Origin of the sequence: Jatrophihabitans sp., assembly GCF_035474675.1 — a bacterium.
In the GTDB taxonomy this organism is placed as follows: Bacteria; Actinomycetota; Actinomycetes; order Mycobacteriales; family Jatrophihabitantaceae; genus Jatrophihabitans_A.
The window spans coordinates 40087-61664 of the sequence record NZ_DATINC010000138.1; the positions used below are offsets into that span (position 1 = coordinate 40087).

Annotated in this window: 18 protein-coding genes; 11 read left to right on the forward strand and 7 right to left on the reverse strand. The window is 68.5% G+C overall.

The genetic code is table 11. From position 1 onward, the window contains the following. Nucleotides 1-38 precede the first annotated feature (38 nt). The 10 genes from VLJ82_RS15805 to VLJ82_RS15850 are packed head-to-tail and all read left to right on the forward strand — an operon-like array spanning nucleotide 39 to nucleotide 10593. Nucleotides 39-1175, forward strand: coding sequence for a 3-dehydroquinate synthase II family protein (locus tag VLJ82_RS15805; RefSeq protein ID WP_408664325.1), 1137 nt, complete (start codon nucleotides 39-41; stop codon nucleotides 1173-1175). Beyond that, a complete protein-coding gene (locus tag VLJ82_RS15810; RefSeq protein WP_408664326.1) occupies nucleotides 1172-2536 on the forward strand; it encodes a class I adenylate-forming enzyme family protein in 1365 nt (454 codons plus the stop codon). The genes VLJ82_RS15805 and VLJ82_RS15810 overlap by 4 nt, the downstream gene beginning before the upstream one ends. Further along, nucleotides 2533-3723: a bifunctional NADH-specific enoyl-ACP reductase/trans-2-enoyl-CoA reductase gene (locus VLJ82_RS15815; RefSeq protein WP_408664327.1), complete on the forward strand. Its 1191-nt coding sequence runs from the start codon at nucleotides 2533-2535 to the stop codon at nucleotides 3721-3723. The genes VLJ82_RS15810 and VLJ82_RS15815 overlap by 4 nt, the downstream gene beginning before the upstream one ends. Beyond that, entirely contained in the window at nucleotides 3717-5165 is a 1449-nt protein-coding gene (locus VLJ82_RS15820) for an FAD-binding oxidoreductase (RefSeq protein WP_408664328.1), read from the forward strand. The genes VLJ82_RS15815 and VLJ82_RS15820 overlap by 7 nt, the downstream gene beginning before the upstream one ends. Next, nucleotides 5162-5992, forward strand: coding sequence for a PhzF family phenazine biosynthesis protein (locus VLJ82_RS15825; RefSeq protein WP_408664329.1), 831 nt, complete (start codon nucleotides 5162-5164; stop codon nucleotides 5990-5992). Before VLJ82_RS15820 ends, VLJ82_RS15825 begins: the two co-directional genes overlap by 4 nt. Next, the gene (locus VLJ82_RS15830) at nucleotides 5989-7110 is read left to right on the forward strand and encodes an acyl-CoA dehydrogenase family protein (RefSeq protein WP_408664330.1); all 1122 of its coding nucleotides are present in this window, start codon (nucleotides 5989-5991) and stop codon (nucleotides 7108-7110) included. Before VLJ82_RS15825 ends, VLJ82_RS15830 begins: the two co-directional genes overlap by 4 nt. 37 nt (nucleotides 7111-7147) lie before the next feature. Then, on the forward strand, nucleotides 7148-7921 hold the full coding sequence (locus tag VLJ82_RS15835) for a PIG-L deacetylase family protein (RefSeq protein WP_408664331.1): 774 nt from the start codon (nucleotides 7148-7150) through the stop codon (nucleotides 7919-7921). A gap of 37 nt (nucleotides 7922-7958) precedes the next feature. Further along, complete coding sequence (locus VLJ82_RS15840; protein WP_408664347.1) at nucleotides 7959-8162, forward strand: hypothetical protein; 204 nt, start codon at nucleotides 7959-7961, stop codon at nucleotides 8160-8162. Beyond that, a complete protein-coding gene (locus VLJ82_RS15845) occupies nucleotides 8159-9421 on the forward strand; it encodes a DNA cytosine methyltransferase (protein WP_408664332.1) in 1263 nt (420 codons plus the stop codon). The genes VLJ82_RS15840 and VLJ82_RS15845 overlap by 4 nt, the downstream gene beginning before the upstream one ends. Beyond that, nucleotides 9418-10593, forward strand: a complete 1176-nt coding sequence (locus VLJ82_RS15850) for a DNA cytosine methyltransferase (RefSeq protein ID WP_408664333.1) — start codon at nucleotides 9418-9420, stop codon at nucleotides 10591-10593. The genes VLJ82_RS15845 and VLJ82_RS15850 overlap by 4 nt, the downstream gene beginning before the upstream one ends. On the opposite strand, the gene VLJ82_RS15855 is transcribed toward VLJ82_RS15850, so the two are convergent. The 3 genes from VLJ82_RS15855 to VLJ82_RS15865 form a co-directional block, all read right to left on the reverse strand. Next, a complete protein-coding gene (locus VLJ82_RS15855; protein ID WP_408664334.1) occupies nucleotides 10590-11063 on the reverse strand; it encodes a hypothetical protein in 474 nt (157 codons plus the stop codon). The two genes, VLJ82_RS15850 and VLJ82_RS15855, sit on opposite strands and share 4 nt — an antisense overlap. Before the next feature lie 964 nt (nucleotides 11064-12027). Next, the gene (locus VLJ82_RS15860) at nucleotides 12028-13713 is read right to left on the reverse strand and encodes a hypothetical protein (protein ID WP_408664335.1); all 1686 of its coding nucleotides are present in this window, start codon (nucleotides 13711-13713) and stop codon (nucleotides 12028-12030) included. Nucleotides 13714-13910: 197 nt separating this feature from the next. Beyond that, nucleotides 13911-14369: a very short patch repair endonuclease gene (locus VLJ82_RS15865; RefSeq protein WP_408664336.1), complete on the reverse strand. Its 459-nt coding sequence runs from the start codon at nucleotides 14367-14369 to the stop codon at nucleotides 13911-13913. Nucleotides 14370-14719: 350 nt separating this feature from the next. Here VLJ82_RS15865 and uvrA point away from each other — a divergent pair, with 350 nt between their 5' ends. Then, a complete protein-coding gene (gene uvrA, locus VLJ82_RS15870) occupies nucleotides 14720-17161 on the forward strand; it encodes an excinuclease ABC subunit UvrA (RefSeq protein WP_408664337.1) in 2442 nt (813 codons plus the stop codon). Between the two features lie 8 nt (nucleotides 17162-17169). On the opposite strand, the gene VLJ82_RS15875 is transcribed toward uvrA, so the two are convergent. The 4 genes from VLJ82_RS15875 to VLJ82_RS15890 form a co-directional block, all read right to left on the reverse strand. Next, nucleotides 17170-18222, reverse strand: a complete 1053-nt coding sequence (locus VLJ82_RS15875; protein WP_408664338.1) for an RES family NAD+ phosphorylase — start codon at nucleotides 18220-18222, stop codon at nucleotides 17170-17172. Next, the gene (locus VLJ82_RS15880) at nucleotides 18223-19176 is read right to left on the reverse strand and encodes a sce7725 family protein (RefSeq protein WP_408664339.1); all 954 of its coding nucleotides are present in this window, start codon (nucleotides 19174-19176) and stop codon (nucleotides 18223-18225) included. Nucleotide 19177: 1 nt separating this feature from the next. Then, complete coding sequence (locus tag VLJ82_RS15885; RefSeq protein WP_408664340.1) at nucleotides 19178-19906, reverse strand: sce7726 family protein; 729 nt, start codon at nucleotides 19904-19906, stop codon at nucleotides 19178-19180. A 326-nt stretch (nucleotides 19907-20232) separates the two neighbouring features. Continuing rightward, nucleotides 20233-21360, reverse strand: a complete 1128-nt coding sequence (locus VLJ82_RS15890; protein ID WP_408664341.1) for a DNA sulfur modification protein DndB — start codon at nucleotides 21358-21360, stop codon at nucleotides 20233-20235. Nucleotides 21361-21578: the final 218 nt, after the last annotated feature.

Below are 21578 nucleotides of genomic sequence, written 5' to 3' on the forward strand. Positions count from 1 at the left end.
ACCCGAACTTCGTGCAACTGAAAGGGGAAACTTCCGCCGTGACGCAGGCCTGGTTGGATCTGAGGAAGACGCCGGACGGCAGCTACGACGCGGTCCGGCAGGCCGGGGTGCACGCCCGAGTGGCGGCCGTGGTCGATGCCGACCCGGCCCGGATGGGCGAGCTGCCGCCGACCGTGCTCGGCGTCTACGCCGGCCCCGAGACCGAGCGGTGGTACGAGCGCTGGGACGAGGCGGCCGGGCTGCCGGACCCGGCCGAGTTCGGCGCCGGGGCGCTGCTGCTGCCGGTCCGCACGCCGGCCGAACTGGACCGGCTGGCAGCCGGCGGGGACGGCCTGGTCGCGGCCATCGACGTGGTGGACGAGGCCAGCCTGGCGCTGGCCTGCCGGTCGGCCAGCAGCCGGCCGCGCACCGTGGTGAGCTTCGCCGACCCGACCAAGATCCCGCTGGAGATCGTGATCGCGGCGGCCGACAAGAGCAGCGGCGAGCTGGTCTGCTCGGTGTCCAGCCCGGAGGAGGCGGCGATCGTGCTGGGCGTCCTGGAGAAGGGCAGCGAGGCGATCCTGTACACCGTCGGGCAGGTCGGCGAGGTCGCGGACTACCAGGCGGTGCTGCAGCCGGGCCTGGAACCGCTGAAGCTGTCGGTGCTCACCGTCGACTCGATCGCCCACGTCGGCATGGGCGACCGGGTCTGCGTGGACACCTGCACCCATCTGGAACCGGACGAGGGCATCCTGGTCGGCTCGTTCGCGCACGGTTTCGTGCTGTGCTGCAGCGAGACCCACCCGCTGCCCTACATGCCGACCCGGCCGTTCCGGGTCAACGCCGGGGCGCTGCACTCCTACGTGCTGCGGGCCGACAACCGCACCAACTACCTGTCCGAGCTGCGCTCGGGGATGCCGGTGCTGGCGGTGCGCGCGGACGGCTCGGTGCGCACCGTGGTGGTGGGCCGCACCAAGCTGGAACGCCGGCCGCTGCTGCAGATCACCGCGCACGGCCCGTCCGGCGAGCAGGTCTGCCTGACCGTCCAGGACGACTGGCACGTCCGGGTGCTGGGGCCGGGGGCGGCGGTGCGCAACGTGACCGAGCTGACCCGGGGCACCGAGCTGCTCGGCTACCTGGCCGTCGACCGGCGGCACGTCGGGTTCCCGGTGGAGGAGTTCTGTTCCGAGCAATGAGCCCGACAACCAGCTTCGTGGCCGGCCTGCTGGCCGGTGCCGACCGGGCGCCGGCGGTGCTGACCGCCGACGTGACGGTCAGCCGGGCGGAGCTGCGCGCCGAGGTGGCCGGCCACCGCGACCGGCTGCGCGAGTGCGGCGTGCGGCCCGGCGACACGGTGGCCCTGCAGGTGGCGCCGAGCGTCAGCTACCTGGCCCTGGTGCTGGCCACCCTGGCGCTGGACGCCCGCGCGCTGCTGCTGCACGCCGGCCTCACCGACGCCGAGTACGCCCAGGTGCTGGACCGGTTGCGCCCGGCGGTGGCGGTGCGGGCGCCGGAGCGCTCGGCGATCGCCCGGTTCGTGCCCGTCCGGCCGCTGGACTGGGCGGTGCTGCCGGCGCCGGCCGCCGCCGAGCCCGGCGCGGCGGTGATCCAGCTGTCGTCCGGCTCCACCGGGACGCCGAAGGTGATCCGGCGCACCGAGTCCTCGATCCGCGCCGAGCTGGCGGCGATCGGCGAGCTGCCGGACTGGGTGCCGGCCGGCGGCCGGCTGCTCACCCTGAACTCGCTGGTGCACAGCTTCGGCCTGATCGGCGCGGTGCTGCACTGCCTGCGGGTGGGTGCGGCGGTGCTGCTGCCGGACTCGGCGCAGCCCCGCGAGCTGGCCCGGGCGGTCGCGGCCGGGCGGCCGCAGGCGATCACCGGGGTGCCGGCGCACTTCGAGCTGCTCACCGCGCTGCCGGCCGGGACGCTGGCCGGGGTGCGGACCTGCGTGTCGGGCGGCCAGCTGATCCGCCCCACCGCCCACCAGGCCTTCGTCGCCCGGCACGGCTGCCCGCTCGGGCAGGCGTACGGCATGACCGAGGTGGGGCTGATCGCGGCCGACTTCGGCGGCGGGCTGGCGCCGGCGATGGGGCCGCCGCTGCCGTCGCTGGAGGTGCGCATCGTGGCCGGCGAGGTCGCGGTGCGGCTCGCCGAGTCGCCCTACCTGGCCGGGGACGCCGGCCGGTGGCGGGACGGCTGGCTCTACACCGGCGACCGCGGCGAGCTGCACGACGGCGTGCTGGAGATCGGCGGGCGGACCGACTCGATGCTGGCGGTGGGCGGGCTGAAGGTGGACTTGGTCGAGGTCGAGGAGGTGCTGGCGGCCCATCCGCGGGTGCGGGCGGCGGTGGTGGTCGGCACCAGGGAGTCCATCGAGGCCTTCGTCGAGGCCGACTCGGCCGGCGCGGCGGAGCTGCACGACTGGTGCCGGCAGCGGTTGAGCGGCCACAAGCGGCCGCGGCGGATCGTGGTGACCGGCGAGCTGCCCCGCACCAGCAACGGAAAGCTGGTGCGGGCTGCCGATGTGCTGGCTGCGGTGAACGAGGGCCCGGCGTGATCGTCGAGGAGTACTTCCGCGGCGCGCGGGCCGCGTACGCGCATCCCGCCGGCTGCCAGCGGCAGCTGCGGGACTGGATCGACCGGGTACGGACCGGGCCACGGCTGGGCGACCCGCAACGGGTGCTGGTGGTCGGCTCCGGCGGCGGGCTGGGACTGGCGGCCCGGGTGGCCAGCGCGTTCGGTCGCGGCTCGGCCACCGTCGGGGTCAGCCCGGAGCGACCGGGCGCGGCGAACCGGCCCGGCACCGCCGGCTGGTACCGGTGCCTGGCCTTCGAGCGGGCGGCGGCCGAGGCCGGCCTGGCCTCGGCCACCCTGGTCGGCGACGGCTTCGCCGACACCGTCAAGCAGGCGGCCGCCGACCTGGTGGCCGAGCGGCTCGGCCAGCTCGACCTGCTGGTCTACAGCGTGGCCGCACCGCGCCGGCACGACCCGCGCACCGGCCGGCTGCACGCCTCGGCGATCAAGGCGATCGGCGAGCCGGTGACCGGCCTGGACTACGACCTGGCTGCCGACGCGGTGGTGCGCAGGACCATGCCGGTGGCCGGCGAGGAGGAGATCGCCGACACGGTGAAGGTGATGGGTGGCGAGGACTTCGCCTGGTGGGTGGCAGCACTGCGCGAGCGCGGCCTGCTGGCGACCGGGGTGCGCTGCCTGACGCTGTCCTACGTGGGGGTGCCGCAGCTGGCCGCCACCTACCGCGGCGGCACCCTCGGCCGGGCCAAGCAGGACCTGGAGGACCGCACCCGCGCGCTGGACGCCGAGCTGCGGGCGGCCGGACTGGGCAGTGCCGAGGTCGCGGTGCCGCGCGCCCTGGTGACCCAGGCCAGCACCGCGATCCCGCTGAACACGCTCTACACCATGTTGCTGCTGCAGGTGCTGGCCGAGTGCTCGGTGGCCGAGGACGTGCTCGACCAGGGCGTCCGGCTGGTCGCCGGCTCCCCGGCGCCGCTGGACCCCGAGGGCCGCCGGCGGCTGGACGGCCAGGAGCAGCGGCCGGACGTCCAGGCCGAGATCTGGCGGCGCTGGCAGCTGGTGGCCGACGGGCCTGCAGGAAGGCTCACACCGGCTGTCGAGCGGTACCGGCGGCTGGTGCGCCAGCTGTACGGCTTCGGCGTCGACGGGGTGGACTACCGGGCCGAGGTGGACCCGGCCGAGCACTGCGACCGGCTGGTGCCGGCGTGCTAGCCGACGGCACCTACCTGGCGCGCGGTACCGAGGCGGCGGCGGCGCTGCGCGGCGGGCCGCGGCCGTTCCGGGGCGAGCTGGTGCTGCCGGACGATCCCGGCTACGAGCGGGTCCGCGAGATCTGGAATGCCGCCATCACCCGCCGGCCGGCGCTGATCGCCCGCTGCCGGGACGCCGGTGACGTCGCCGCCGCCGTCCGGGTGGCCCGTGAGGTCGGGCTGGACTTCTCGGTCCGCGGCGGCGGTCACAACATCGCCGGCACCTCGCTGACCGACGGCGGCCTGACCGTCGACATGTCACTGATGGACCGCGTCGAGATGGACCAGGACACCGGCACCGCGCGGGTGCAGCTGGGCCTCACCTGGGGCCAGCTGGACCGGGCCACCCACCCGGCGGGGCTGGCCACCCCCGGCGGCATCGTGTCGGGCACCGGGGTGGCCGGCCTGGCACTCGGCGGCGGGTTCGGGTGGCTCTCGCGCCGGTACGGCTGGACCTGCGACAACATCCGGTCCGCCGAGCTGGTCGGCTATGACGGGGCGCTGCTGCGCGCCGACCCGCAGACCGACAGCGAGCTGTTCTGGGCGCTGCGCGGCGGCGGCGGGAACTTCGGGGTGGTCACCTCGCTCACCCTGCAGCTGCACCCGGTGCGGCACGTCTACGCCGGCTACCTGGTCTACCCGCTCGCCGACGCCCCGGCGATGCTGGCCCACTGCCAGCAGGTGATGGCCGAGGCCGACGACGCCGCCTGCCTGGTGATCGGGATCGGGCCGCCGCCGGACAGTCCCGACCTGCCGGCCGGGCTGGCCGGCACCCGGGTGTTCCGGATCGGGCTGTGCCACAGCGGCAGTGCCGAGGCGGGGGAGCGGCTGGCCCGGGTCCTCGCCGGGCACCGGCGACCCGCGTTCAGCAAGCTGTCGATGATGCCGTACCCGGTGTTGCAGGCGATGCTGGACGCCGGCGGCGTCCGGGGCCTGGGCCACTACGCCAAGTCGCACTTCCTGCGGCCGCTGGACGCCGCGGCGATCGACACCCTGCTGGAGCAGGCCGGCCGGGCGCCGGCCGCCCGGTGCCGGGTGGTGCTGCACACCTGCGGCGGCCAGCCCAGCCGGCCCGGCCATCCGGACACCGCGTTCGGGCACCGGGAGGCCGCCTACAACCTGCAGATCGACGCGACCTGGGGGCTGGCCGAGGACCCGGCCGGCTACATAGCCTGGGCCCGGCAGATGTGGTCGGCGATGCTGCCGTTCAGCGACGGCGGGGTGTACGTCAACTTCCTCGGGCCGGACGCCGACTCGCGTGACCTGGTCCGGGCGTACGGGCTGGACCGGCTGCACAGGCTGCAGGCGGTGAAGGCGGCCTACGACCCGGAGAACTTCTTCCGGTCCAACCAGAACATCCGGCCGGGCACTCCGGTGCCGGCCGGCGGAGAGGGGAGCCGATGACGGCGGTGCTGCAGCGCCTGCCGGTGACGCTGGTGGACGCCTTCGCGCGGCGGGCCGGGGAGGGCAACCGGGCCGCGGTGCTGCTGATGGCCGACCAGCCTGCCGGACTTTCCGACGACCAGCTGGCGGCGCTGGCCCGCGAGCTGGCCGAGCCGGTCACCGTGTTCGTCTGGCCGACCGGGCCCGACCGGGCCCGGTTGCGCTGGTTCGCCCCGTCTGGCGAGCTGCCGTCCTGCGGGCACGGCACGCTGGCCGCGGCGCACCTGCTGGTGTCGGGGCCGGACTCATCCGGGCCCGGGCAGATCAGCTTCGACACCCCGCTCGGGGTGTTGCGTGCCGACCGGGCCGGCGGTGACCCGCGGATCAGCATGCCGCTGGTGCCGACCCGGCCGTGGCAGCCGGACGGCGTAGATCTGGCTGGTCTGCTCGGCGTGCCGGTGCTGGAGGCGCGCCGGTCCGACCGGCACGGGCTGGTCCGGGTCCCGGACGCGGCGGCGGTGCGGGCGGTCCGGCCGGACCTGGCGGCGCTGGCCGCGGCGCTGGACACCGTGGGACTGGCGGTGACGGCACCCGGCGAGCCGCCCTACGACATCGTCTCGCGCTGGTTCGTGGCCCGGCACGGGCTGGAGGACCAGGCCACCGGCACCGCGCACTGCCTGCTGGCCGGCTACTGGGCCGAGCGGCTGGGCCGCGACCGGCTGAGCGCCCGGCAGGCATCGGCCAACGGGGCCGACCTCACCCTGCAGGTCCAAGGGAACGAGGTGCTGCTGGCCGGCGGCGCGGTCACCGTCGGGCAGCGCGGTGTCGAACCGGGGTGGTCCCGGTGAGCGCCGTGCAGCCGGTGCCGGCGCTGGCCACGGTGGCCGAGCGGGGTGCCGCGGAGGCGACCGAGTCCGAGCGCCGCGGCCGGCTGTCGGACGAGCTGGTCGCCGAGCTGGCCGCGGCGGGGGTGTTCGGCGCCTGCCTGCCGCGCTCGCTGGGCGGCAGCGAGCTGCCGCCCCGGCAGGTGCTGGAGGTCATCGAGACGCTGGCCCGGGCCGACGGCGCGCTCGGCTGGTCGGCGATGATCGCGGCCACCAGCGGGTGCGTGGCCGGGCACCTGGACCCGGCGGCCGCCGCGGTGGTGTACCGGCCGGACGGGCTGGTGATCGGCCCGTTCGCCCCGCTCGGCCGGGCCACCGACCGGCCGGGCGGCTGGACGGTCAACGGCCGCTGGCCGTACGCCAGCATGTGCGAGTCGGCGAGCTGGATCATGGCCGGCACCGTGCTGCCGGGCGGTGAGCGGCGGCTGATGTTCGCCCCGGCGGAGCAGTACACCATCCTGCCGACCTGGCAGGTGCTCGGCCTGTGCGCCACCGGCAGCCACGACGTCGAGCTGCACGACGCGCCGGTGGCCACCGAGTACTCGGTGCCTTTGAGCTTCGACCGGCCGCGCCAGGACGGGCCGCTGTACGCCTTCCCGGTGTTCGGGCTGCTGTCGGCGGGCATCGCGACGGTGTCGCTGGGCATCGCCGAGGGCGCGATCGGCTACCTGAGCGAGCTCGCCAACGCCAAGACACCGACCTACTCGGTGCGCAAGCTCGCCGAACGGCCGGCGGTGCAGCGCGCGGTGGCCCAGTGCGGCGCCCAGCTGCGGGCGGCCCGCGGCTTGCTGGCCGAGGCGGTGGAGCAGGCCTGGACGCAGGCGTGCGAGCGCCGCGCGGTGGACCTGGACGCCCGGCTGGCGATCCGGGTGGCCGCGGTGGAGGCCACCTCGGCGGCGGTGGCCACGGTGAGCGAGATGTACCGGGCCGGCGGCGGCACCTCGATCTACGCCCGGGATCCGGCGCAGCGCCGGCTCCGGGACGTCTACACCGCCGCCCAGCACGCCATGGTCAGCCCGGCGATCCTGGAGGTCGCCGGCCGGCACCGGCTGGGCCTGCGGGTGGACGAGGCCCAGATTTGAGCCCGAATGTAAGCCCAGCCGTGAACCCGGCCCGGCGGTGACCGCGGGTCCGGCCGCCCCGCCGCTGGTCTGGCTGCCCGAGGACGCCGCCGAGCCACCCGGGCTGGCCGGCGTGCGGCAGGTGCTGTGCGTGTTCGCCCATCCCGACGACGTGGACTTCGCCGCCGCCGGCACGGTGGCCGCGCTGACCGCGCGGGGCGTCCGGGTGACCTACTGCCTGGTCACCGACGGGCAGCAGGGCGGCTACGACCCGGCAGTGAGCCGGACCGAGATGGCGGCGGTCCGGCGGCGCGAGCAGGCGGCCGCGGCGCGGGCGGTCGGGGTGAGCGAGCTGACCTTCCTCGGCCGGGCGGACGGCTCGCTGCAGCCGGATCTGCCGCTGCGCCGGGCGATCACCGAGGTGCTGCGCACCGTCCGGCCGGATCTGGTGCTGACCCACAACCCGGTGCGCAACCTCGAACGCATCTACTCCTCGCACCCGGATCACCTGGCCTGCGGCGAGGCGACGCTGGCGGCGATCTATCCGGACGCCCGCAACCGGTTCTGCTATCCCGACCTGGGGCTGGAGCCGTGGGAGGTGCCGCGGGCGTTGCTGATCGGCAATGACGCGCCGAACTACTACGTGGACGTGACGGCCCGGCTGGCACAGAAGCGGACCGCGCTGCTGGCACACGAGTCGCAGCGGCCGGGCATCGGCGCCGAGGCCGACGTCGACGGGTTCCTGGCCGGCATGCTGCGCCCGAACGCGCGCGCCGCGGGGCTGCCCGACGGGCGGTCGGCCGAGGCGTTCCGGCTGATCGCCACGTCCTGACCGAAGGCTCGCACAGCCGGCTTGAGAGGATCGGCCGGTGCGCAGGTCTGACGATGCGGTGATCTCGGTGCGCGGCGCCCGGGTGCACAACCTGCGCGACGTCGACGTCGACATCCCGCGGGACGCGCTGGTGGTGGTGACCGGGGTGTCCGGCTCGGGCAAGTCGTCGCCGCTCACGGCGATGGCCTTGCGCGTCACAACACGATTGTGTCGTACCCGAATCCTAGACTCCCAAACGTGACCAACTCGATTGCCCGTCTGCCCGAACTCGATGTCGCTGTGGTCGAAAGCTACCGGGTGTCGGGGACGATGATCGAGCGGTCGGTGCGTCTTCGGAGCGGAGCGGTGGTGTGCACGCAAGAACAAGCGCGTCCGAGCGCTCCGCAGGACGCGCCCGCGAACCGATTCGTAGATGCGTGGCTCCGCAGAGAAACTGCGCCGACGGTGGTCGCGGAGCCGCTCACTATCGCCGATCTGTTCAGCGGTTGCGGCGGTCTGTCGCTCGGCGCCCAAGAAGCTGCCCGAGCCGTGGGCAGACGTGCAGTGCACGTGCTGGCTGTTGACAACAACCAGTCGGCCCTTGGCGTCTACAGCGCGAACTTTCCCGAGGCCCAAACGAACGACGGCGACATCAACGGACTTGTCGACGGCGCGCTTGGTGCGCGCCCGACGCGATTAGAAAAGCGACTGCAGGACCAGCTCGCTGGCTTGGACCTTGCAATCGGCGGCCCTCCTTGCCAGGGACACAGCGACCTGAATAATCACACCCGCCGGGAAGACCCGAAGAACCAGCTCTACCTGCGCATGGTGCGGTTCGTGGAGGTAGTGCGCCCAAAGCGGGTGCTGATAGAGAACGTCCCTGGCGTCGCGTACGACCGATCAGGTGTCACCGCCGTTGCCGAGCAGGTACTCAGGGGGCTCGGATATACCGTCGACACAGGGGTCGTCAGAGCGTCTGACGTAGGGGCCGCACAAGCGCGTCGTCGGCACCTGCTGCTGGCGACACGCGGTGAGCAGGGCGTCTCCATCGGCGACATTGCGATGGGCTTCGGCGCGCCGCCCCGGCCTGTACTGGACGCGATTGACGACCTGGATGTCGAGCCCAACCGTGGCGTCTTCGGATCTCCAGCAACGCATTCCCGCACTAACCAGAACCGCATCCAGTACCTTTTTGATCATGGCCTGTACGAGCTTCCGGACGAGCAGCGCCCCGAGTGTCATCGGTTGAAAAAACACAGCTACCGCGCGGTCTACGGACGCATGTACCCAGATCGTCCTGCGCCGACCATCACTGCCGGGTTCGGCAGCACCGGTCAGGGTCGGTTCGTGCACCCGCTTCGGCCTCGAACGCTCACTCCTCATGAAGCAGCCCGCCTCCAGGGGTTCCCCGACTGGTTTTCCTTCGAGACCGTAGAGGGCCGTCGTGCTCTCCAAGAGATGATCGGCAACGCAGTACCCACGCGGCTTGCGTATGCGGCGATCGTGAGCCTGCTGCGATGACGGCTGAGGTCCGGGTGGTGGGCCTGTTCGCGGGCATCGGCGGCATTGAGCTGGGATTGCGCCGTGCCGGGCTAGAAGCCGTTCACTTGAACGAAATCGATGAGCGAGCCCGGGCTGTGCTGGCTGACCAATTCTCGGGCGTTGAGTTGTCAACCGATGTCCGAGCGATGACGAAGCTACCAGCGTCTGACGTGGTTACGGCGGGGTTTCCTTGTACGGACATCAGCCAGGCAGGAAGAAAGACCGGAATCTCAGGTTCACAGTCAGGTTTAGTGAATGAGGTGTTCCGCCTCCTCGAGTCGGCGCGTCGGCCGCCACGATGGCTGGTCTTGGAAAACGTGAGCTACATGCTCCGGCTGGATAAGGGCCGCGCCATGCAGCACATCATTCGTTCCCTGGAAGCATTGGGATACCGCTGGGCGTATCGCGTAGTGGACGCTCGATCGTTCGGGCTGCCACAGCGTCGGCAGCGTGTCATCGTTGTCGCTTCTCGTATCGAAGACCCGCGGACGGTGCTTTTCGCCGACGACGCGACAGTCGAATTCAACGACACGATCGGGCCCGTCGACGATCGCCACGCCTACGGCTTCTACTGGACCGAGGGTTTGCGTGGGCTCGGGTGGGCGCGCGACGCCGTACCGACCATCAAGGGGGGCTCGGCGCTCGGCATTCCATCCCCGCCCGCCATTTGGTTTCCGGACACCGGAGACGTTGGCACGCCGCAGGTCGAAGATGGCGAGCGGCTACAAGGCTTCCCACCGGGATGGACCCTTCCTGCGGTCGCTGCCGGAGCCCGGGTCGGGGTGCGCTGGAAGCAGATTGGCAACGCAGTATGCGTTCCCATGAGCGAATGGGTTGGGCGGAGGCTGATCGATCCTGGCGAGCCGGTTGACCGGGACTGGACGATGCAATTTACAGGCGCGCGGTGGCCAACCGCCGCGTTCGGCGGGAACGGCAAGATCTTCTGTGCGCAGGTCTCTACAACTCCGTCTGCGACCGACTACAGCTTGCGTAAATTCTTGGCCCTCCCGGTTAAGCCACTATCTGAGAAGGCGACCAGAGGTTTTCTCTCTCGCGCCGTAACGGGCAATCTGCGGTTCTCAGATGGGTTCCTGCACAGTCTCAGAGCGCATTTGGACGTCATGCGGGACTTGGGCGGTAGAGCGCCTTAGTCGTCGGCTTCCGGTTGGGTCAGCGCGGTGGCGATCGACTTCGTGAACGCATCGTCATTCTCGCCTGGAACCAGGCGGGCGCCGACGATTCTTGCCGCGGCATCATGCAACTTCGGCGGGGTAGCAGTCGTCGCCAAGACGACGCCTTTCAGGCTGACCACTGCACTCGTGCCGTCACCAGAAACCGTACGGAGGCCCCACAGGTACTTACTGCCTGCTTCGGCTGCCGCGCTCGCGTTCATCACCTCGCTGGACCGTCGCTTGGCGTCGACGACGCTCATCCGTACCGTGCCGGCGACTTCACAGGCTAATAGCAAGTCCGGACGGAGGTCACTGCTGACTGATCTGACGCCTACCGGAATCGCGCCCCCGAAACGAGTTGCCTGGCGACCGATGCGTGCCTGTGCAAGGGCTGTCAGGGTGGTGCCATCGCTGGAGACCCACTTGACGAGCCATTCGGCATCCTCCACAGGTTGCGGTCCCAGGACCCGCGTGTAGCCCGCAAGGCCGTCAATGACGCGTATGCAGCGCACGGCGGCCCATGCCTCGTAAAGCCGCCACAAGTAGCAGAGAGGAGCTAGCGGCCGGCGGTTGTGACTAGCCGTCGGCTGAAGCGCCATTAAGGCTGCTTGAAACGCCTCATACGCCTGTCTGAGGGGTACGGGCCACCCCGAGAGAGGTGCATCTATCATGAGGGGGTTGCCGGTTGCCTGTTGGGCTACCTGGAGAAATGGTCGCAAGAGAGCCGACCTGTCCCGATGGCCGAGGTGATCGGCCACGAGGCCGACTTCCTGGGCGAGGCGCATTGATGCCTGCTGAAGGAGGCGTGCCGTCCAAGGCGACGCGCCATGCACCCGGCGAAGAGTCTTTACCGGAAGACATCGGCCGTCTCTGGTCTGGAAGCCCGTGATGTTCTTGGTGGCTCGGTCGGTGCCACGAAGATCTTCTCGGCCACCGGGTAGTTCAACCGCGCGCCAGGCGGAGGTGGGGGTTGCCTCTTGCGGCCAGCGGGAAAGGAGCGCTCGGGCCGCTGCGTGGGCACGGTCGAGAAGCTCCGGAAGCAACGTCGTCTCTCCGCTGGCCTGTCCGTGCAATAGCCGACCTTGCGTTGCGACACCGGACGGCAGTGGGACGCCCGAAGTAAGCACCTCTTGCCACATTTCTTGTACAGACTGCAGCGAGAGCGGGGCGGGTGGAGGGATGGCGAGGTGCTCGACCTGCAGCCGATCGTCTGCGAAGTGAACCAGGGGAAGGTCGCCGGTGATCGGGTCTGCGACGGACGAGGATAGGTCCGGGCCGTAAAGCAATTCCTCATTCGTGTGGCTGCTGACTACGACTCCGCTCGGCGTCAGCAGTGGTGCGGTGGGCAGGTCGAGGAAGACATCACGCCACTTGTCGCGGAATCTGACTCTCACGGACGATCGTCTACCGCAATCACGAGAGCGCTGTCCAGAAGTCGACGGTGTCGCTGAACAGCGCGTCGGTTATGGACGCTGAGAGCCGCGAGACGCGCGGTGCCAGGAGGCCGCCGACGGTGTTCATGTCGGCCGATGCCCCCTCGAGGCTTGCGGCGGACAGTGCGCGTACAGCCGTGGTGAAGGCGTGGGCGGGAAGCTGCGGCAGGACGACATGCAGCAGAGCATTCTCGGCGGCTCTCCGCGCCGCATCGGCCGAATCCTGATTTCCGTCAGCGAGCTTGACGTAATACGCCATGTAGTTGAGAGCGCGGTCGATGTCGCGGCGGCTTGGGACCAGTTGCCTGCTTCCTTCGGCTGACTTGAGCACGGTGGAAAACGCTTCTACCAGGCTGCGAAGCGCGGCATCACTGAGTTCGCGGCGTGCGGCTGTGGGGTCTCCTACCGCGACACCGATGTGGTCACCTACCAGGGTGGCCACTGGATCACCACCAGAAAGGCGTTCCACCTCTTGATTCACATTGAAAGCTGCGTCGGGCTCCAGAAGCACCACGGAGGCACGCGCGGCGACCTTGCGGGCTGGGGCAGGGCTGTTTGCGTCAACGTTGATGGTGCCGAAAATGCGCGGCCACGGGCCGAACAGCAATTCTGGCGGAAGCGTCAGCGCGTCCTCAATGTCTGCAACCCCTTCGCGTTGGGCGTGTAATTGCCAGCGTAAATATGGTGTCGCCGGGCGACTGAGGCCGTGCATGACTGGTGACAGGTAGCCTTCAATTGTAGATAGGTTGATCTCTTCGACCAAGAGCACTGGGACTGGCGCTGTTAGCGCAGTATTCTCATTGGACAGGGCCGCAGCGCAAAGCTCGTGCAAGTCTATGAGCATCTCAGTGCTTGGCGTCTGTGCAAAGCTGGTGGATAGTGCGGAGAAGTAACCCACCATGTCTTCTGGTGTCTGCCATCCTCTTCCAGCTTCCAGCACGATGGAGTTATCCGGGCCAGTGATAAATGCACTCATAAGACGTGCGAGTGTGCTCTTTCCTGTACCGCTAGGTCCTGCGAACAGAACCATTTGACTCGACAAGACGGCTGCCAACGTGTCGACCGCCGTGGTGGCGTCGAGGGAGACGCCGTTGGCTGTCGCAAGGGCACGCAGTTGATCTGATAGCGACCCTAGCCCCTGGACCGACGTGGGCCGTGCTGTAGCTGCTGATGCGAAGATGCCCTCATCGGGGCGGTGGACCTCAGCGACGGGAGCCGACTCGCTTCCAGCCGGGACTGGATAAATCTTGTCGCTCGAGACCAACGGAAAGTGGCCGGCGATTTGAGCAGCAAGGCCGACGCCTTCCCGTTCGACGATCTCAGTGACTCGCCAGGTGGAGTCGACCTGCTCTGCAACGGCGACAGTTTTGACGTTCGGGAATCGAGCTATCCGATCTTTAGCGACACGCCGAAACTGCTCAACCGTATATGGCTTGTGGATGAAGACCAGGTACAGGGCTATGTTCTTGTCGTTGCTCTCAGTGAGGACGTTAGCCGCTCGCCCGGAATTCCTCGCCTGTTTGCATCTGGTCTGGCCTTCCTCCCCGAGTTCGGTCTTCAATTCATCTTTGAGGAGCTTGTCGACCGAGTCCCAGTGGTAGCCGGTTTTACCCACGGCGATAATGCGGTCAGCGGCATCGCTAACCGCGCGCTCGAAGGTGGTCACGGAGGGGAGAGGCTGGGGGAGTGTCACGTCGTCATCCTGCAGCATGTGTTCGACCCGCGCACGGAAAGACTCGAACTCGCCGGACTGCTACTACAACGCTTCTGATCGCTTGGAAGATCTCAAGGTGGTCATATTCGCGCTCGAGCTGGCGACCGCGTTGAGAATGGCCATCTGCCTCTTGAGAGCACGGACCCAGGTCAGCGCCGCTTGGAGTAACCCTCGGCGCGGCGTTGTTGTACGACCGCCGCCACCCTTCGAGCAGCCTCCTCGGGTGACTCGTGCTCCCAGACTGTGACCGGTAGCCAGCCTGCTGCCCGAAGAGCAGTGTCCGCGGTCTCATCTCGCCGCCGGTTGGACGCCAATTTGTCCGCCCACCACTCCGCATTCGACTTGGGAGCTGTTCCGTGCTCGGGACATGCATGCCAGAAGCACCCGCGCACCTCGACAGCTACCTTCACTGCGGGGAAGACGATGTCTGCCACGCGCCGCAGGCTTGGTATAGGCCGTCGGTGGACGTAGAACCGTTGACCTTGACGGTGCAACGCGGATCTGAGTGCGAGTTCGGGACGGGTGTTGCGCTGGCGTTGCCGGGACAGCCGAGCGGATACTGCTTCGGACGCTGGGAGCGGCGGCTTTACCGATCGACGTTCGGGCACCGTGCTACCCCCTCCATGAACCGCGCGCCCACGAAGTGTGACCCGTTGGAGCGGCGCTGCGCGAAATCAGCCTGTTCATGCCAAGAGCGCTTGACCCTGAGTGCGGCATCTCAGAGTGATCAGCTTATGTGAGCCCGCTCAGGGCTGATGGTGATGCAGCGTACTTCCGCATCTGTGCTTACTCCCGCATGCATACCTTCGGGTGCGGTACATAGCCTTTGGCTATATTATGTGAGGTAACTCCATAATGTTTCCGATTGGGCGGGCCGATGCTCAATCCGCCGAGGCGTTCCGGCTGATCGCCACGTCCTGACCGAAAGCTCGCACAGCCGGCTTGAGAGGATCGGCCGGTGCGCAGGGCTGACGACGCGGTGATCTCGGTGCGCGGCGCCCGGGTGCACAACCTGCGCGACGTCGACGTCGACATCCCGCGGGACGCGCTGGTGGTGGTGACCGGGGTGTCCGGCTCGGGCAAGTCGTCGCTGGCGTTCGGCACCGTGTTCGCCGAGGCGCAGGCCCGCTACCTGGAGTCGGTGGCCCCGTACGCGCGCCGGCTGATCGACCAGCTCGCGGTGCCCGACGTCCGCGAGATCACCGGGCTGCCGCCGGCCGTGGCGCTGCAGCAGGCGCGTGGCGCGCCGCAGTCGCGCTCGACGGTCGGCACCGTCACGGCGCTGTCCAACTCGCTGCGGATGCTGTTCTCCCGGGCCGGCGACTACCCGGCCGGGGCGACCCGGTTGGACTCGGACGCCTTCTCGCCCAACACCCCCGCGGGAGCGTGCCCGAACTGCCACGGGCTGGGCCGGGTGCACGAGGCCACCGAGGCATCGCTGGTGCCGGACCCCGGCCTGTCCATCCGGGACCGGGCGGTGGCGGCCTGGCCGGGTGCCTGGCAGGGCAAGAACTACCGCGACATCCTGGCCACCCTGGGCTACGACATCGACCGGCCGTGGCGCGAGCTACCGCAGGCCGACCGGGACTGGATCCTGTTCACCGACGAGACGCCGGTGGTCACCGTGCACGCCGAGCGGGAGGCACACCGGATCCAGCGGCCGTACCAGGGCACGTACCAGAGCGCCCGGCGCTACGTGCTGCACACCCTGGCCACCACGCAGAGCGCGTCGCTGCGCCGCAAGGCCCTGCAACACGTCGAGGTACGGCCGTGCCCGGTGTGCGGCGGTGCCGGGCTGCGGCCCGAGGCGCTGGCCGTCACGGTCGCCGGGTCCACCATCGCCGAGCTCACCGGGTTGCCGCTGGCGGTACTGGCCGACCGGCTGGGCAAGGTGGCGGCCGGCGAGGTGGCGCGCGGCGTCGTGGCGGACCTGCTGGCCCGGATCGAGGTGCTGGCCGAGCTGGGGCTGGGGTACCTGGCGATGAACCGGGCCACCCCGACGCTGTCGTCCGGCGAGCTGCAACGGCTGCGGCTGGCGACGGCGCTGCGGTCGAGCCTGTTCGGGGTGGTCTATGTGCTGGACGAGCCGTCGGCGGGGCTGCACCCCGACGACACCCGCACCCTGCTGGCGGTGCTGGACCGGTTGCGGGCGGCGGGCAACTCGCTGCTGGTCGTCGAGCACGAGCTGGACGTGATCCGGCACGCCGACTGGCTGGTCGACGTCGGGCCGGGCGCCGGGGTCCATGGCGGCCGGGTGCTCTACAGCGGCCCGCCGGCCGGGGTGGCGCAGGCGGCGGACTCGGTGACGGCTCAGTACCTGCTGGAGCCGCCGCGGCCGGTCCGCCGCGGCCGGGTAGCCGCCGGGCGGCTCGAACTGCGCGGGGTGCGGCACCACAACCTCGCCGGGGTGGACGTCGACATCCCGCTCGGGGTGTTCACCGCGGTCACCGGGGTGTCCGGCTCGGGCAAGACGACGCTGGTCACCGCGGTGCTGGCCGCGGCGGTCGCCGAGCACCTCGGCGCCGAGGCGGTTGCCGACGACGAGGACGGCGGCGACGACCTGGCGGCCGCCGGCAGCATCGGACGGATCGGCGGGCTGGAGGCGATCGACCGGCTGGTCGAGGTGGACCAGAAGCCGATCGGACGCACCCCCAGGTCCAACCTGGCCACCTACACCGGCCTGTTCGACGGGGTGCGCAAGCTGTTCGCGGCCACCGACGAGGCGCGCCGGCGGGGATACTCGGTCGGCCGGTTCTCCTTCAACGTCGAGGGCGGCCGGTGCGAGAGCTGCCAGGGCGAGGGGTTCGTCGCGGTGGAGCTGCTGTTCCTTCCCGGGACGTACTCGCCGTGCCCGACCTGCCACGGCGCGCGGTACAACCCCGAGACCCTCGAGGTGCGCTACCAGGGCAGGTCGATCGCCGAGGTGCTGGCGCTGACCGTGGACGACGCGGTCGGCTTCTTCGCCGACGTGCCGGCCGTCGCGCGCAGCCTGCGCACGCTCGCCGAGGTGGGGCTGGGCTACCTGACGCTGGGCCAGCCGGCCACGGAGCTCTCCGGTGGCGAGGCGCAGCGGATCAAGCTGGCCACCGAGCTGCAGCGGGCCCGGCGCGGGCACACGCTGTTCCTGCTGGACGAGCCCACCACCGGCCTGCACCCGGCCGACGTCGACCGGCTGATGGGGTTGCTGCACTCCCTGGTCGACGCCCGCAACACGGTGCTGGTCATCGAGCACGACATGGACGTGGTGGCGGGCGCCGACCACGTGATCGACCTCGGCCCGGGCGGTGGCGACCAGGGCGGCCGGATCGTCGCGACCGGCACCCCCGCCGAGGTGGCGGTTAGCGAAACGAGCCGCACCGCCCCCTACCTACGAGCAGTACTCGACCACTCTTGGGCTTGAGCCTGCGATTACCGGCTGGCAGGCGCGACCTCTTCCCAGGTCGCTCGCATCGAGGTGATCTGGTACAGCGTGACGTTCTCGCACATGGCGATGCCGGTATCGAACAAAACGACGTTGTGACCCTTCGGGTATACCGAACTGGCATATTGCACGCCGTCGAATCCCATGGATTTCGCGAGTTCGCAAAGGTACTGAGTGGGAATGTAGTCAGTTGGACCGTCAGACGAGCGAACGGGTTTGCTTAGTTCGCGACCCAGGGCCGATAGATAGCGGTAGTACGAGACGCTACGCACCAGATCCTCGACAGCGTCGAGATCGGGGGCGCTGAACAGGTCTGGGGGGCTGACTTCGGCCAGGTTGAGCACACCGACTTTCCGCGACAGCCGGAACGTCGCAACCGACAGGAATTCATGCGCTGGTACGCGGGACTCATACACGCAGGTATCGAGCTCGAAGGCCAAGTACAGATAGGCGATGCCGACCGGGTTCGCACGACCCGCCGTGGCTAGGTGTGGCGGCGGCGCACCCATCGACTGAGCCGGTATCGCCTTGGCTGACGGCGAGACACGGGCTCGCAGCAGTTTTGTACCCTCGCTGATCGACTTCCGGCTTTCCCTAATTACGGCTTCTAGCACGGTCAGATCGGGTACCGTTGTTGGAAAGTACCGGTTCTGGGTTCGGATCTCCTGGGAGAACTGCGTCCAAGACGTGATCGGGTCCACGCGGCTCGTCCTCGTGCCCCACAACCGGACGGTGACTCCGTCGCCGAGAAGTTCATGCGAGGCGACACCGGAGTTTTGAAGCAGGGTCCGAATTTGGGACAGGTCGAGGCTGAAGATTTGCCAATCGCGTTGAATCTGCTCCTCAATCGGCAATCCCGCGCCGGTGTTGTCGATCTCGTACAGGGCGAGCAGGCGGGTCAGGCTGTCATCCCATGCCGTCGTCGGCCAAGTCTCCTCGGCATACCCGTGCCCAAAGTCGCACGTGCCGATTGACAGATCACCTTGGAAGGCACTTGTTAACCATGTCTTGGCCTTGAAGCAGGCTGCGCACGCTTGCATCTATCGGCTCAGGATTTCCGACATCATCTGGAGATGGTTCAAGATCGACAGCTTCTTGACCACGCCTAGTCCGGGGTAGGTGTGGTTGAACACGTGGCTGCGCATGATATTCGCCGCGTCGGTTTGGATGTTATGAGCGTTGAGAAACGCGACCAGCTTGCCGGCAGCCTCCAAGAACTTCCCACCAACGTTGCTGACGTCACCGTTGGACTCAGAGGTAAAGGAGCGAATCATGATCGGTTTGCCGACGGCGGGCTCATACGTCCAGTGGATCGCGACGGCGCGAGGGCTGAAGCCACCTTCGCTGAACTCAGCACCGATCGTCAAGTAGTCACCAAAACCGAACCAGCCCTCATCCTTGTAATACAGGTGGTCTTCATTGAACGTAGTCTCTTGGCGGCCGATGTAGTTCGCGTTGCGCTTCTCGGGGACAAAACCGTCGTGGAGGGTCACACCACGGTCGGCTTTAGAGGTCAGACTGCGGAGGTGGCGGGACTTGATGTCGTCGCTGACGACATCGAACCCGCGCCGGAAGCCGTTCTCGACGGCTGGCACGTTCTCGCCGGAGACGGCGAGTGACTTGTGTATCAAAGTAAGCGTCCTGCCGGTCCCGACGGCTTCGATGTAGGACTGCAGGAGGGATCCGACGTCCGTGCCTTCCTCGATGATGACGCCGATGTTCCAGGACTCTTCTTGATCCCTGTCGGCGATGTATTCGGCGAGGACACCCGGGATAGTTCTGGACTGTAGTTCGCCGACGTTCGGGTTGACGACCAGCACGAAGCCGACCGAGTAGTTGACCAACGAGGTGAGGCAGCGATCCAGCCCGGAATCGGCTGGCGCCCGGACGGGCTCGATGATCGGCATGACCCGGCCGGAGCTGCCGAGTCGTGGCGCAATCTCTCGCAGCGCCAGAAGTTCGAACTGCTTGCCCCGTAGGTAGGGGAAATACATGTCAGGCTGCCCTCTCGAGCCAGTCCAGGAGGTATCGGTACTGAGCGACGTTTGGCTGGAGCTGGACGAGCAGGGCCCGCAGCGGTTTTAGCCGCGGCGAAAGTATCGCGGCTGGATGGCCGCGATACCCCCTCATCCGGAGCTGGCCGTGAACGAGGCTTTGGAAGCGTAACGGAGGAATCCGCTGCGCGAGGGTGAAATGCTCCCTATATCTAATTCCATTCGGAACGTCGGGGATTTCGCCGAACCAGGCATGCAGCGCTTGCTCGACCTCGCCCGCGCGCAACAGGTTGAACAGCACCTTAGTGTCGAACTCATCCATCCGTTCAATGGCTGGCCGGACTACTGAGAGACGCCAGCGCCGCCCGACGCTCAGGACACCGACTGCGGTCCCCTCCAGAGCGTCAACGTAGCGCGGGACGTGAGCCTCGTGCACGACGACGTTGACCAGTGGGAAGGCCCGGTAGTAGCTGTCGAGCTGCGACTGCAGCCGCGGACCAGGACGGTCGAGTTCGGTCTTGATCTCATACACGGTCGCGTGGCCATTGACAAGCACGCAGTCTGCCACCGAGGCACCCACCCGGAACTCGTTCAGGAACGCAGTTCCCGAGCTGGCCCGATGCCGGCCGAGGAAGATACGGTTGGTGATCAGGTTCCTGTAGACGTATTCGGAACGGTAGTTCGCCGTCATGCTCGCGTAGGCGGCTTCGAGGACGTCGAGGTGGCTCACATCCCTAGGCAGGCGTAGGCCGTCTCGGACGATCTGAAGGAGCCCCTCGGCCCGCACCGCTCGCTGTCCCCTGATCACTGGCCTGAAGGTCGCGGTGGAGAACAGCCCCGAGGCGGCTCGTTCTAGAGACAGCATTGGGTGCTACCTCCTCTAGAGTCGTCGGACGCCGGTGCCTGCGCTGACGCGAGTTGCGAGTGTGCTAACCCTACGTCGGCCTGCCTGTCTGCCACCGGCGCCACATCGGGTCTGCCCGATACACAACTGGCCTAACCGAGCGGCTGACGCGGTGTTGCACTGCCGTCCGCGACAGCCTTCGTCATGACTGATCAGTCGACCGGGTCGGCATCGAGGCCCATAACCTCTTGCAACACCCGGGTAGCCGCCCGACGCGCGGGGAAGCTGTTGCGCGTCCCGAGGCTGCCGGAGTCGGTGCCGGTCGGCGTTACGACTCCAGCCCGGGACCACACCGGGTTGTTCCACGCGAACACGTCCTCCTTTTCTGCGGGCGCCAGCGACTTGAACGCCACGTCCGGATCGATGTGCTCTGCGTACATCTTCGACATCGCGCCGATCAGCCCGTAGATGACGACTGCGGTCGAGGCGATGTTGGCCTTACGCTGGGCCTGTCGGGCCGGCGTCGAGAGCTTGCCGAACTCCGGGCGGATTTTGACAAGGGAGTCCCAAGCGCTGATCAGCCAGCTCGACTGTGCCTCGACGTCGGCGGCAGTGACCGGACCACCCTTCCAGGAGGTCTCGATGGCCTTCGAAATGGTGTTGAACGCAGCGAGCTTGTGCGAGCTGGCCGAGACTGAGTTTGATAGCACCTCGATGTTGTCCTGGCCAAGGTGCTCGCTGCCGTTCACCAGCCGGCGAGCCAGCTCCTGCTCCTTGGTCTCGCTATAGGCGTACTTCGCGGTCGAGTCGTTGACCTTGTCGCCGCGCGTGTTGTAGATCGTCGCCACCTTCTTGGCGCCCTCGTCGTCGAGCAGCCAAATTCGGACCTGGAAACGGGTGTCTAGGTCGAAGCTGCCGAGCGGATTGTCTGCCGCCTGCAGGATGGCTTTGATGCGCGACAGTGAGTCCACTGCACAATCGAGGGTGCCCTCCATGATCGTCATGTTCATCAGCCCGGTCTCCTCGTCCTGCCAGACCTCGTACGCCGACTTTGTCGGATCCAGGCGGATCGAGATATTGCCGATGATGGCTTCGTTCGCCAGCAGCTCGGTCGTCCATTTGTTGACCTTGGTCTTCGTCTTGCCCAGCAGGCGGTCCTGATTGTGCGCCGGCCGGATGTTGCCGGTCAGCGCCAGCAGGCCCCGGCGGCGCAGGTCGACGAGGAACCGGCCGGTCATCTGCGTCTCAATGTGGACGCCGCCGTTGTCGTCGACTTCGTTTACGTTGATCAGCTCGAGCGGATGGGTGGGGCCCGCGTGCGGGTCGGTATTGAGGGTCATTCGGTCTCCTCCGGGGCGATGAGCCGGCTGCGCCGACTCGAGGGAAGATCCTACGTGTCCTACGTGTGTTGCGCAACTATCACGTGCATATAAGAAGGCTTTCGTGCAACTGGCCCTGGCGCCGATGGTAATGCCTCTATGGCTGGGTTCGGAACTGGCTGGGTCAGCTGGCTAGTGGCTCGTTACCGGCAGAGATGAGGCAGCGTTCAAGCTGCGGC